Below are 13,279 nucleotides of genomic sequence, written 5' to 3'. Positions count from 1 at the left end.
TTTAGAATTTCACTGCTCCAGTTGTAGCAAGTGGGATAATTCTATTTGATCCACTTGGGTAAGATTCTTTTAGTGCTTTACAAAAAGTTCCTCCACTACCACCATTAGCTGCTGTACCAGCAATTTTATTTGGGTCAAAGATTAAGTTTCCAGTTGCAGGCTCTATTGATATAATACTTCCACAACCAACTTGTTGGTGTGTTGTGTGTCCATTATTAGCTGTTGTTCCATTTCCTTGTGGTTGAATATCATTTCCACCAGATTTCCATCTACCTTTATCTAGTCCTCCTGTATCTATCATCCACTCACCCCAATTTGAAAATCCAGCAGGAGCTGATTGTGTAGGGTCTAGGTTTTCTGCAAAAACTCTTGCAGGGATTGCTTTTAGTGTAGAAGCAATATCACTTCTTGCCATTGCCACTTGCGCATCTGTCCTTGTAGTTACGAATCTAGGCACAGCAACAGCAGCAAGCACACCTAAAATAACGATAACGAATACTAATTCAATCATTGAAAATCCATTTCTTTTCATTTTCTTTCTCCAATAATAAATTCCTTAAATCCATTTAGGATAAAAGTTAATGAAATTTAAACATTTTTTTTTTTGAATACTTCCTTAAAAAGCTTATTAAAAGAGTAATAAAATAGAAAAATTTAGATTCTAGGTTTTTTAGAGTAAAAATAGATAATGCTAAAGTATCTAATATTATAATTTTATTTTTTCATTCTTTTACTCCAAATCAAAGGAAGGTATATGTTATCTTTTATACAAAGCAAATATGAAAAATGCAAGGATTTTATCAATTGTTATGGATTAAATTTTTTTCTTACAAAGATTTATATAAAATTATTTCTTACATTAATTTCACGAGTATATAAATTATATATTCCTAAAACATACTCATTTATTACACTTGGGACGCATGGAGCTGGATTTCACTCATTGCTTTATTTTATCTCGCTTTTGCGTATAAAAAATTTACAGACAAATAATATTGCTTATAATGCTGATATGGGGGGGGGTATTACCTATTAGTATGCATGTTTTGCGTGATGAAGTAGCAAATGACTTTTCACTAGCTCTTAAAGCTGAATTATTGCTTAATAGTGATTATGCTGCTTGGGGCATTACGCTTGATGGTGCTACTCCTAAAAAACCACAATGGATAAAAACTCACCTTTCACATAAAGTGCCAACTATTTGCCTTGTGCGAGATCCTATAGATATACTTATCTCTGCTTTAAATTATAATACAAAATGTCAAAATACATCAGAGTATATTCTTACACACTTACAAGCATTAAGAACAAGTGGAGCAGTGCCCTATGCAACAACGATTGGTTTTTATGCTAATTATAAACAAATTGAGCCATTTGTAAAAGAAATACTCTATATCGATATGAAAGAGTTAGTAGGAGAATCTGCTTTGGGTGGTATGGAGAAAGTAGCCTCTTTTCTTGGGTTTTCCCTCCCAAAAAATCAAGATTTTAATATACGCGTTAATGACTGGCTAACGCGAGTTATGCCTATAACGCTTACAATAAATGGACATAAAATTTTTGTAAGTGTTTTTGAGGGGCATTTTAGTTCAAGTGATGCGTTTCCACTTTATCATGCTAAAGATAAATGTTTGTATATCAAAAAAGACTACACCCATCACCTTTTTCCAAATAATAAATTTTATATATCTACGACCTCAAAGCACTTCCCTGATACATTGTATAGTGAGCTTTTTAAGATTATAGATTCTCAAATAAAAATGATATATGATAAAACTAAATTATATATTGATAATAAAGTTACTTTAGAAGTATTTATTTCAACTTTGGAGGCACACCCTAAGGTAGCATATGATTTAGCAGAAGTTATTGAAAAACAAATTATACATCTAAAAGAAAAATGCCCACAAATTGTAGAATCTTGGGGAAGTTATAAGATGTTTTTAACAATGTTAGAATCTAAGTAGTTTTTAGATTCTAGCTTAAGCTAGAATCTTTTAAGAATATTTAGAATTTTACAGCTCCAGTTGTAGCAAGTGGGATGATTCTATTTGAACCACTTGGATAAGATTCTTTTAGTGCTTTGCAGAATGTTCCACTATTTCCACCGCTATTTGGACCGCCATTTACACCGCTTATTTGGTTTGGATCAAAAATTAGATTTCCTGTAGTTGTATCTAACTGAATAATATGTCCACATCCACCAGTTTGATTGCTTCCACTTTGTGTTACAACATTACCAAGTGGTTCGATTCCAGGACCCTTTGCTCCACCACCACCTGTTCCGGCTTTCCATCTACCTCTATCTAATCCTCCTGTATCTATCATCCAATCACCCCATGAACTAAATCCAGTAGGAGTTGATGCTGTAGGGTCAATATTTTCTGCAAATACTCTTGCAGGGATTGCTTTTAATACAGAAGCAATATCACTTCTTGCCATTGCCACTTGTGCATCTGTCCTTGTTGTTACAAATCTAGGCACAGCAACTGCTGCTAAAACCCCTAGTATAACGATAACGAAAACCAACTCAATCATACTAAATCCACTTCTTTTCATTCCAAACTCCTTCTTAATAACAATTTCTTTTAACTCCAGTAGAGTAAAAGTAAATAGAATTTAAACATTTTTTTTTTGAATCTATTCTTAAAAGCTAATAATTATTTAGAAAAATTAATTTATTTTGAATCTGTCCTGTAAATTCGCTAACTACGCTACATTTTATTTTGAACAATAAAAACAATCTTTTGTCTTTTATAGATTCTAAACATTCAAAATTCCCCATACCTTTTGCAAATATGATTGATGCATTGTCAAAATATTTTTTTGCTTCGTCATTTGCAAAATCATATATAAAACCCGGAGATGGCACACCGCTATCTATTACATTGCATATTTCAAATAAACTTTTATGCTCTTTTATATCATTTAGCGTTAAATCATTTATGATTGGTTTTCCTCGCACGGCATAGGTGATTGTTATGTCATAATGTTGTTTTATAAATCTAAGCAATATTTCATCAAAATAATTTTCACCAGCATTATCTGCGATAAAAAGTATATTTTTTGCTCGGAGTAGGGCATTTTTAAATTTATCAATATCATTGATTGCAAATTCTTCATTCATTGTTTTTTGTAAGGCATATTGAATATCTTCGCTATTTTGCGAACCATAATCAATAGCATTTCCAATTACAGAGGCTTTGAGTGCTTGAGATAGGGTATTTGCTCTTAGGGTTTTGCTAATTATTTTTGCAAGATTAATAGAATCTTGTTTTATTTGTTTGTATGGATCATCACATTTTAGATTCTTAGCTAGGATTTCATATATCTTTATAGCAGCTTGTGGTGGGGGTAAATTTGTATCTAACTTTTCAATTTTATTTTTTATTACATCTAGTATTTCTTCATTTTTACCATTTAAAAAACGTTTAATTTGATGATATAGGCATATTTTGCATTCATTTTTTAGATTCAAAAAAAATCCTTAGATATTATTAGTTTTATTTAGTGTTTTACCCCACATAAGCTTGTATTTTCTGTTTATAGATTCTAATTCTTGTTTTTTTTGCTCTAATTCTATGCGGAGATTCTCAATCATCTTTTTATCATCCATTTGGGCTTCTTTTGCACTAAGTAGAGAATCTTTTAGAAATTGATTTTCATTTTTTATCGCTAGAATCGTTTCATTTTTTGCTTCTACGACTTTTTCATGCAAATTTAATATAGTTCCAATGCTTTGTTCTACAAAATCAGAATCCAAGCTTTTTGCTACAAGCGTATTTTGTGTAGTTTTTATGAGTGCATTTGTGCCACTAATGCTATCAACATACAAAGCATCATTGATGTATTTAGCATTTATTTGATTGCTTGTAATCATTTTTTTTGCTTGTTCTGCATTAAGTCCTGTGATATTTAGAAATTCTTCAAATCTAATCCAGTTTTCTTTCATTTATACAATCCTAATTTCTATCTCATTTGAATCTAACTCAACTTTTTTACTTTTAATTACTCTATCTTCTATTAGTTTTCCATTAAGTTCAGCATTGCTCAAAGCAAGAATTTGCATAGCCAAATACGCCGCATTTATCGCTCCACTTTTACCAATAGCCATTGTTGCAACAGGGATTCCACTTGGCATTTGTGCGGTTGATAAAAGCGAATCCAATCCATTTAGCGAGCTAGAATCTAGTGGCACTCCAATTACTGGCTTTGTAGTAATAGCTGCTATACTTCCTGCAAGGTGTGCAGCCATACCAGCAGCAGCAATAAATACACAAGCTCCTCTATTTTGTGCCTCATTGATATATTCTTTTGTTCTTTGGGGGCTTCTGTGTGCAGAGCTTATTGTTACTTCAAATGCGCAGTCAAATTTTTTTAGCACATCTACACATTCTTGCATAATATTCCAATCGCTTTTACTTCCCATAATAATGCTTATAAATTCCATTTTTACCCTTTTATTTTTTTTGATTTTGTTATTTTACAGGGTTTTGCCTTTTATTTTTTATAAATGATTTTATTAAAAACATAGTAGCTATGAAAAATGAGATTAACCCAAAAACTAAAAACATATTTAAAAGCCCAAATTTTCCAACAATAGGTTGTGTAAGAAGTGGTGAGGAAAATTGAGCAATAAAAACTGAACTCACCAAGAATCCATATGCTTTTGCTCTATTATGTTGATTTGTTAGCGAGAAAAGCCAAATTGAATTTGTTATAAGAAGGATTCCAAGTCCAAATCCAATAGCACTAAGTGCAATTAATGTCATAGGATATGATTGAAATATTTTTATGATACATAGTCCAATGCCAATAGCACCAAAACATAGGCTATACATAGAATATAGGCTTAAGACTTGTCTAATTTTTGTATAAAAAATAGATACGCTAGCACTACATATAAAAATAAGTGCTAAGCCATAACCTATAAAATCTCCACTTTTTTGTAATATATTTGTTATTACAAATGGCACTTGTGTAGGTGCTATGTAAAATAATGCTATCCCTAAAAAACTAAATGTATAAATTGGCAAAAATGTAAAAAAATTAAAATTTATATCTTTTATATTTTTATTTATCATATCGCTTTTTTTAGGCTCAAATAATAAAAAAATTGCAAAAAGAAAAATCACAAATGCAATGCCATATATCAAAAATGGATATCTCCAAGATATTTTTGCTAAAAATCCTCCCAAAATTACGCATATAGCACTAATAAATGCATAACCTAAACTCTTAGCTATTAGTGCTTTTTCTCTTTTTGTGCCTGTATAATAATCTGCTATTAATGCGCTAGCTCCAGTCATCACAAATGCATTTGCTATACCAAATATAGCCCTAGATATTAAAATATAATAAATATTATCTAAGAAAAATCCGCTAACTCCGCTAATTCCCCAAATAAGCATTGCTGGATATAAAAGATTTAATCGTTTATATTTATCAAATAAATATCCACTAATTGGTGAGAAAAAGACGATAAATATTGCTGGTATTGTCAAAACTAATTTTGATAAATAAGCGATATTTGCTACATTATTAAAATGTTTTTCTAAATATGGCAATGATGGTGCTATCACAATACTTCCAAGTGCTGTCATAGCAGATATACAAAGTAATATAAAATAAAAAAATCTTGTATCTACTAATTTTTGTTTATTCATTGCAAAATAGTTTTTCTAATGTATTATCAAAAAGCACTGCTTCAAACTCAATAATCTCATATGTTGCAGTTTGATTTAGATAAAAAGGATCATTTTTTGCAAAATTATCTGCTTGTGCCATATCTTTAAATTTACCAATGATAATTCCACCAAGCTTGTTATTATATTCTTTGTGCGGACCACTTAATAAAAGCAATTTATTTTTGTATCCTTCTTTTAGATAATCTCTATGCATAGGACGTATTTTTTCTACTATTTCTATAGGCTTGATGTATGTTATTTTTATCAAAAAAAGTTTATTCATTTATTTTCCTTTAGTTCATCTATCATTATTACTTCATCGTGATTTAGCGGTGTATATTTTGTATCTTGGATTCTATACCATTTTAGAGTAATGCCAATAATACCAAAACTATCAATGCTAGTTTTTATAAAAAGTGTATTTTTATCCTGCGATAAATGTGCTTCAGCATAATAAACACCACCATTATTTGGATTGTAGATTCTGCCATTTACCCATTTTTTTCCATTAAATTCTAAATTTGATAGAAATATTTTGCCTTTTAGATTGTTTGCATTTTTATTTTCATCATCTAAGATTCTAGGAACTAGCTTGTCACCTGCTTTTTTAGCATATGCAAATGCGTATGCATGCGCAATTTTATCTTGTGTAAAAATCTCACCAATTGATGCAAACCCCTCTATTTCCTCTGGTATTTCCCATATACCATTTATATCATTTTCATTTATTTTTGTATCTGCAAAGAGCTGCATTGCAAATATTATTAAATATATTATTATTTTCATTTATTTCTTATTTATCCAAAATCTAAAGTTAAAAGCGTGTATTATAACAATTTAAGATTAATTATGGGATTTTTAAATGAAAGATAAAACATTGCAATATATAAAATCATCTCCACCAAATTCACAAATAGAAAAAATACTACACAAAATAACAAAACCAACTTATGTGCTAGAAATCTCAAAACTAAGATACAACTTAGAGATTTTAGATTATGTTCAAAAAAATACTGGTGCAAAGATTTTACTTGCATTAAAGGGTTTTGCATTTTGGAGTAGTTTTGATTTGGTTTCAAAATATTTAAGTGGCATTACAGCAAGCGGAATCTATGAGGCAAGACTTGGATTTGAAGAATTTAAAAAATATAATAAAGATTCTCAAATCGCAGTATTTTCACCTGCATTTAGTAAAAAAGAGATTTTAGAATTGCTTCCTATTTCAAATCATATTATTTTTAATTCTATCAATCAATTAGAGATGTTTTATCCATTATTAAATGGATATGATATCGATATAGGGCTTAGAGTGAATCCACTTTATTCTGAAGTAAGCCCTGCAATTTATAATCCTTGTATAGATGGCTCTAGGCTTGGAATGATTCCTAGCGAATTTAAAAAAGGATTGCATTTGTTATCAAAAGTTAGTGGAATTCATTTTCATACTCATTGTGAGCAAAATAGTGATGCACTGCAAAGAACATTAATCCATTTTAAAAAGCATTTTGGAGAATATATAAAAGATATGAAATGGGTAAATTTTGGTGGCGGACATCATATCACAAGAAATGATTATGATATAGATTTATTGATTAAAATCATCAATGATTTTAGAGATGAATTTGGGGGTATAGATGTATATTTAGAGCCAGGTGAAGCTGTAGGTTGGCAAACTGGAAGCTTAGTAGGAGAAGTAAGAGATATTATCACAAATAAATATAAAATTGCAATTACAAATCTAAGTGCAGCAGCTCATATGCCAGATTGTCTTGAAATGCCATATATACCACAAATTCGCGGTGCAAAAATAATCAATTTAGAATCTATTGATAATGATTTTTCATATAGACTTGGAGCACCAAGCTGCCTTGCTGGTGATGTAATAGGTGATTATGAATTTGATAAAGAGCTAAAAATCGGCGATAAAATCATTATAGAGGATATGATTCACTATACAATCGTAAAAAATAATACTTTTAATGGAATCCCACTTCCAGATTTGGCTATCTTAAAAGAAAATGGAGATTTTGAAATTGTGCGTGAGTTTGGCTATGATGATTATAAATATAGAAATGGGTAGAATCTGAAATAGATTCTACTTTTATGCAACCTTAGTATTTGATTTTTTTATTTTAATTTTTCTTTTAAAATCTCATTTACTTTTGCTGGATTTACACCTTTTAGATTTTTTAATACTTGTCCTACAAAAAATCCAAGTAATTTTTCTTTACCATTTTTGTATTCTTCTACTTTATCACTATTTGCATTAATCACTTCATCTACTACTTTTATTATTGCCCCATCATCATTTACTTGCTCTAAACCTAGTGATTTTATAAAGTGATCTACATCATTATTTTTAGATTCTAGCATTGCATCTAGAATCTCTTTTGCACTTTTTCCGCTTATCTTACCCTCATCAATTCGCTTTACTAAAGTAGCCAATCCTAGCGAAGTGATGCCGCAATTATTTAGATTTACTTCACCTTTGAGTTTTCCAAGCAATTCTACTAAAAGCCAAGATGAACTATTTTTTATACTTGCACCAAAAGATAACATATCTTCAAAAAATCTTGCCATTTCAAGCGAGCTAATGAGAATCTTTGCATCATCTTTTTTGATATTTAATTCATTTACAAATCTATTTAGCTTTTCATCTGGTAATTCTGGCAAATTTTTACAACTATCAAGTAAGTCTTGCGGGATATGCACTCTTAATAAGTCAGGGTCACTAAAATAACGATAATCAGCAGATTCTTCTTTGTTTCGCATACTTCTTGTAGTGCCTTTTTGTGTATCAAAAAGCCTTGTTTCTTGGACTATTTCACTTTTATATACTCCATCTTCCCATGCTTGTATTTGTCTTTCTACTTCATAATCAATAGCTTTTTGAATAAATTTAAAACTATTTAGGTTTTTTATTTCAACTCTTGTATAAAAATTACTATCTCCTTTTGGGCGGATTGATACATTTGCATCACAACGAAAGCTCCCTTCTTGCATATTTGCATCAGAGATTTCTATAAAACGCACGATTGAATGGAGTTTTTTAAGATATGCGATAGCTTCATTGCTACTTCTCATATCAGGCTCACTTACGATTTCAAGTAGTGGCGTGCAAGCACGATTTAAATCAACTTGTGAATAATTGTCTTGATGTATATTTTTTCCGGCATCTTCTTCTAAATGTGCTCTTGTGATATTTATAGTTTTATTTGTATCACCAACTTCAATATTTATACTTCCTTTGCCTACGATCGGTCGTTCAAATTGGCTTATTTGATAAGCTTTTGGTAAATCTGGATAAAAATAATTTTTTCTTGCAAATATAGAATCTTGATTAATCTGTGCGTTTATCGCATTTCCAAATAAAATTGCTTTTTTTAAAGCTTCTTTGTTTAATACAGGTAATGCTCCGGGCAATCCCAAACAAGTAGGGCAGACATTTGTATTTGCATTTTCTCCAAAGCTTGTAGCACATGAGCAAAAAATCTTTGTTTTTGTACTTAGCTGAACATGCACTTCTAGTCCAATGATAGTTTCAAAATCCATATAAAAACCTTTAAAAATAAATGCAAGATTCTACTTGCAAATTTATTAAATGGCACTTTAATTTAAAAATCAAATTTTAGCTACATTCATACTTAGACAATGCAAAGAACCGCCTTGTCTTAAAAAGATTCTAGAATCTATTGGTATTATTTCTCTATCTTTACATATTTTTTTAAAAATATTTATTGCAATCTTGTCATTTTCATCATCAAATATTGGCACAAGCAGGGCATTATTGATAAATAAAAAGTTTATGTAGCTAGCAGGAAGTCTTTTGTTTTTATAAAATACTGCTTTTGGCATAGGAATTGGTATGAGAGAAAAAGATTTATTATCTAAATTTTTTAACTTTTTTAATTCATTTTCCATTTTATTTAGAGCATGAAAATGTTCATCATTTTCATCATAGCATTTTAGATAACAAATAGTATTTTTATCCACAAATCTAGCTAAATTATCGATATGACAATCTGTATCATCACCGCTTAAATAGCCATTATCAAGCCATAGAATCTTTTTTACATTAAAATATTTTTTTAGCTTTTTAGTTATTTTTTCTTTGCTAATATTATTTCTATTTTTTTCTAAAAGACATGTTGATGTAGTCAAAATTATTCCATTTCCATTGCTATCAATGCTGCCACCTTCTAAAATAAAATGCTTTGATTTTAGTTTTGTATTTTTGAAAATATTTGTAGCAAATAGTTTTCTTGATACTTGATTATCAAGATATGCAGGATATTTCATACCCCACGCATTAAATACAAAATCAAGAAAAACAATTTTATTATTTTTCTTGCAGCTAATCATGCAAAAATCCCTGCACCAAGTATCATTTGTAGCAATATTTATTAGTAGAATCTGTTTATTATTTTTTAGTTTTTTTATATCTTTTTCATATTTATAAAGCATAATGACTTTTTGAAATCTTGCAATCTCTTTTGCAAATCTAATCATTTTATCTTGTGCTTCTATTAAATACTCACTCCAATCACTATCAATATGTGGCATAGCAAGTATAGTATAGCTTTGTTTTTCCCATTCACCTATAAACCTTAATTCTTTATTTTGCATTTTTATCCTTACGATATTTTAGGTTATAATTTTAACAAAAAGAGCGTTGTATTTTGGATTTGATTTTAAGTATTGAAAGCAGTTGTGATGATAGCAGTATTGCAATAACAAGAATAGATGATTATAAAATTTTATTTCATCAAAAAATTTCTCAAGACTTAGAGCATTCAAATTATGGCGGTGTAGTGCCAGAAATCGCTTCAAGACTTCATGCTGTGATGTTACCAAAAATACTTTGCAATCTAAGAGATAAAAATATTGATTTTGGTGATATTGCAGGGATAGCAGTTACAAATGAACCAGGGCTTAGCGTATCGCTTATTGAAGGTGTGATGATGGCAAAAGCACTTCATTTAAGCCTCAAAGCTCCACTTTTAAATATAAATCACCTAAAAGGGCATATTTATTCTTTATTTTTAGAAAAAGAGAGTATTTTTCCACTTGCTATTTTATTGCTATCTGGCGGACATACCTTGATAATAGAGGCTTATTCTTATAATGATATTAGGATTATTGCAGGCACTCTTGATGATAGTTTTGGTGAGGCATTTGATAAGGTTGCAAAAATGCTAAGTCTTTCGTATCCTGGAGGTCCTATCATAGAATCTAGAGCAAAAAATGGAAAAGATAATATCACTTTTCCAATCCCACTTATTCACAATAAAGATCTTGCATTTAGTTTTTCTGGGCTTAAAAATGCTGTGAGATTATTTTTGCAAGATAAAAAACTTAATGACAATTTGATAGATGATATTTGTTTTGCATTTCAAAAAAGCGCTATTTCACATATCATTAAAAAAAGTAAAATTTATTTAGAATCTAGTGCAAAAAATATTAAATATTTTGGTGTTGTTGGTGGAGCAAGCGCAAATATGGTTTTACGAGAGAATCTTATTTCATTGTGTAATGATTATAATAAAGAGATTTTATTTGCACCGCTAGAATTTTGTAGTGACAATGCAGCGATGATTGGCAGATGCGCTATTGAGGCGTATAAATTGAAACAATTTATAGATATGAATGATTTAGATATTTCACCAAAATCAAGATTCTAAATCCCATTTATCAAAACTTTCTTTTACGCAAAATAGCACACTATCCATACAGCCAGCGAGGCAAAATAGCCATTGTTTATGTGCAAAAAGCCATTCTATTTTTTTTACTTGGATTTCTATTTCATTGCTTGTGTGTTTTGTAATAATTTTTGCAAGTTCCATTTCTTGATGAAAAATATATGCTTGTGAAGCTTCATTGAAAATACTAATAAATTTCTTGCTTTTAAATAGTCCTTTTATCTCTTCAATCTCATCAAATATACTCTCTAAGCTCTTAAAATCAAAAGATTCTATATTATTTTGTTTGTTTAATTCTTCTAATTCATCTACTTTTTTTGCAACCCTTAAGAATAGATTCTCTATTTTTTGTTTTTTTGCATTTCCATATTTTAGAATCTCTTCTACTTTTTTTCTTGCTATTTTTAGATTGCTTTGTATTTGGGATTGATTTGGTTTTGTTAGTTTTATTTGTTTTTTTGTGCAAGTTGTATCTATATCTTTTGTAGCCTCTTTAAAGCTAAGTTCTATTGTGCCAGGTATGTGAGCACCACCTTCTGTAGCATTTATGACTTTTATCCTATCTTTTGTATCATATATATCTTTTACAAAAAAAGTCCAAAATAGCTTCCAAACTTTTGTAGATTCTACCATTTCATTATTACCATATTTTGTGCTTCCATATTTTGGTAGAAAAATATTAGAATCTTGTTTTTTTATTTCTCTTTCACCATATACTGCACCTATGCTATGACTTGTGCCATCATCTCCAAAAGCTAAATCTTGCCCTATCAATATACATTTCTCAAAGCCACAATGCACAACTAGCTCATAAGCCATATTTGCAGCACTCATTCCAATGCCTAAATATCCATATTCATCAAATCCAAAATAATGCGTATATCCAAATGGTCGCTCACTAATTTGTAATTCCCCACCTTTGCTTTGAATTTCTTTTATTAAATCTTGATGGACAATTGATGTAGCTTCAAATATAACATTATTAAAATATTCTTTTGGTGTGTCTTTGTAGAATCTAGCACTTTCTTTTACTCTTTCTAATGATAAAACAATATCTGGTTTGATATCGTTTTTTGAGAGTATTGGAAATGATGCATCAATGCAAAATATACTTACATATGGCGCTATTTCTTTTAATCTTTTTAGCTGTTTATTTAGTGATGGACCAGTTGAAACTATGATAGCAGTATTTGTATTTTTTGCATTTTTTATTAAATTTATTAGGCTTGGGGTTTGAAGCATTAAAGGAAGATTCTCTATATGTTGTTTTACCCCTGTGATTGCATCTTTTGAATCATTTCCTATACTTATTACACCATGTTCAATAATCTCAATAAATAGCTTATTTATCCTACTTGCTTCATCTATAAACAAATCATAATATTCATTAAAAATATGCAAATTATATAGTTTTGTATATATTAATGCGTAGCGATTTTGGTGTAAAAATGGTGATAAAGTCTCTATACTCTGATTTTTTGAATATAGCAAAATAAGTCTTTTTGATTTTAACTCTTCTTTAAAATCTACTAGATTTAGCACGCTAAATAATATTTCTATATTTGGCTCAATGACAATTAATCGCTTAATATTTTGATTTGCAATTAGTATTTTATAAAAGATTCCATTGCCAATACCAAAACAATAAAAATACGGATATAGGCTAAATTCATTAAATTCATTTATTTTATTGATGGTGAAATCAACGCCATTTTTATCAAACAAGAATCTATTATGTTTTTTATCAAAAAAGTTTATATCTGCAGAATCTTTGCCTATGAAAATCTCAAGATTTTCATTTGGCTTTATATTTATTAATAATTCATATAAAGTAGAATCTATTGTTTTTATAACTTCAAGATTCTTTGAATAAATATCCATTATTTAATCGAT

The 13,279-nt window shown here is 29.5% G+C and carries 15 protein-coding genes; 4 read left to right on the top strand and 11 right to left on the bottom strand.

Annotated elements, in window-relative coordinates; translation table 11 throughout:
• Window position 1: 1 nt before the first annotated feature.
• Window positions 2-532: a type II secretion system protein gene (locus CQA42_RS02520; protein ID WP_115583107.1), complete on the bottom strand. Its 531-nt coding sequence runs from the start codon at window positions 530-532 to the stop codon at window positions 2-4.
• Between the two features lie 222 nt (window positions 533-754).
• Here CQA42_RS02520 and CQA42_RS02515 point away from each other — a divergent pair, with 222 nt between their 5' ends.
• Window positions 755-1,036, top strand: a complete 282-nt coding sequence (locus CQA42_RS02515) for a hypothetical protein (RefSeq protein ID WP_115583106.1) — start codon at window positions 755-757, stop codon at window positions 1,034-1,036.
• On the top strand, window positions 1,005-1,967 hold the full coding sequence (locus tag CQA42_RS02510) for a DUF2972 domain-containing protein (RefSeq protein ID WP_115583105.1): 963 nt from the start codon (window positions 1,005-1,007) through the stop codon (window positions 1,965-1,967). Before CQA42_RS02515 ends, CQA42_RS02510 begins: the two co-directional genes overlap by 32 nt.
• 40 nt (window positions 1,968-2,007) lie before the next feature.
• On the opposite strand, the gene CQA42_RS02505 is transcribed toward CQA42_RS02510, so the two are convergent.
• The 7 genes from CQA42_RS02505 to CQA42_RS02475 form a co-directional block, all read right to left on the bottom strand.
• On the bottom strand, window positions 2,008-2,559 hold the full coding sequence (locus tag CQA42_RS02505; protein ID WP_115583104.1) for a type II secretion system protein: 552 nt from the start codon (window positions 2,557-2,559) through the stop codon (window positions 2,008-2,010).
• A gap of 94 nt (window positions 2,560-2,653) precedes the next feature.
• The gene (locus CQA42_RS02500; protein WP_115583103.1) at window positions 2,654-3,478 is read right to left on the bottom strand and encodes a DUF89 domain-containing protein; all 825 of its coding nucleotides are present in this window, start codon (window positions 3,476-3,478) and stop codon (window positions 2,654-2,656) included.
• A gap of 9 nt (window positions 3,479-3,487) precedes the next feature.
• A complete protein-coding gene (locus tag CQA42_RS02495; protein WP_115583102.1) occupies window positions 3,488-3,952 on the bottom strand; it encodes a DUF3972 domain-containing protein in 465 nt (154 codons plus the stop codon).
• Window positions 3,953-4,450 carry a 5-(carboxyamino)imidazole ribonucleotide mutase gene (gene purE / locus CQA42_RS02490; protein WP_115583101.1) on the bottom strand — a complete coding sequence of 166 codons (498 nt, stop codon included), beginning with the start codon at window positions 4,448-4,450 and terminating at the stop codon, window positions 3,953-3,955.
• Window positions 4,451-4,478: 28 nt separating this feature from the next.
• A complete protein-coding gene (locus CQA42_RS02485; RefSeq protein WP_115583100.1) occupies window positions 4,479-5,666 on the bottom strand; it encodes an MFS transporter in 1,188 nt (395 codons plus the stop codon).
• Window positions 5,659-5,970, bottom strand: coding sequence for a YciI family protein (locus CQA42_RS02480; RefSeq protein ID WP_115583099.1), 312 nt, complete (start codon window positions 5,968-5,970; stop codon window positions 5,659-5,661). The genes CQA42_RS02485 and CQA42_RS02480 overlap by 8 nt, the downstream gene beginning before the upstream one ends.
• Entirely contained in the window at window positions 5,967-6,473 is a 507-nt protein-coding gene (locus tag CQA42_RS02475; protein ID WP_115583098.1) for a DUF2147 domain-containing protein, read from the bottom strand. The genes CQA42_RS02480 and CQA42_RS02475 overlap by 4 nt, the downstream gene beginning before the upstream one ends.
• Window positions 6,474-6,549: 76 nt before the next feature.
• Here CQA42_RS02475 and nspC point away from each other — a divergent pair, with 76 nt between their 5' ends.
• The gene (gene nspC / locus CQA42_RS02470) at window positions 6,550-7,767 is read left to right on the top strand and encodes a carboxynorspermidine decarboxylase (RefSeq protein ID WP_115583097.1); all 1,218 of its coding nucleotides are present in this window, start codon (window positions 6,550-6,552) and stop codon (window positions 7,765-7,767) included.
• A gap of 47 nt (window positions 7,768-7,814) precedes the next feature.
• On the opposite strand, the gene gatB is transcribed toward nspC, so the two are convergent.
• Window positions 7,815-9,239: an Asp-tRNA(Asn)/Glu-tRNA(Gln) amidotransferase subunit GatB gene (gatB, locus tag CQA42_RS02465; protein WP_115583096.1), complete on the bottom strand. Its 1,425-nt coding sequence runs from the start codon at window positions 9,237-9,239 to the stop codon at window positions 7,815-7,817.
• Window positions 9,240-9,308: 69 nt separating this feature from the next.
• A complete protein-coding gene (locus tag CQA42_RS02460; protein WP_115583095.1) occupies window positions 9,309-10,313 on the bottom strand; it encodes an agmatine deiminase family protein in 1,005 nt (334 codons plus the stop codon).
• A gap of 59 nt (window positions 10,314-10,372) precedes the next feature.
• Between CQA42_RS02460 and tsaD the strand changes: the two genes are divergently transcribed.
• Window positions 10,373-11,368, top strand: a complete 996-nt coding sequence (gene tsaD / locus CQA42_RS02455; protein WP_115583131.1) for a tRNA (adenosine(37)-N6)-threonylcarbamoyltransferase complex transferase subunit TsaD — start codon at window positions 10,373-10,375, stop codon at window positions 11,366-11,368.
• Here tsaD and CQA42_RS02450 read toward each other — a convergent pair.
• Window positions 11,357-13,267, bottom strand: a complete 1,911-nt coding sequence (locus CQA42_RS02450; protein ID WP_115583094.1) for a 6-hydroxymethylpterin diphosphokinase MptE-like protein — start codon at window positions 13,265-13,267, stop codon at window positions 11,357-11,359. The two genes, tsaD and CQA42_RS02450, sit on opposite strands and share 12 nt — an antisense overlap.
• Between the last annotated feature and the right edge of the window lie 12 nt (window positions 13,268-13,279).

This window comes from Helicobacter sp. MIT 99-5507 (assembly GCF_003364295.1).
In the GTDB taxonomy this organism is placed as follows: domain Bacteria; phylum Campylobacterota; class Campylobacteria; order Campylobacterales; family Helicobacteraceae; genus NHYM01.
The sequence above is the reverse complement of the archived record's forward strand: the minus strand, read 5'-3'. Positions and strand labels throughout refer to the sequence as shown.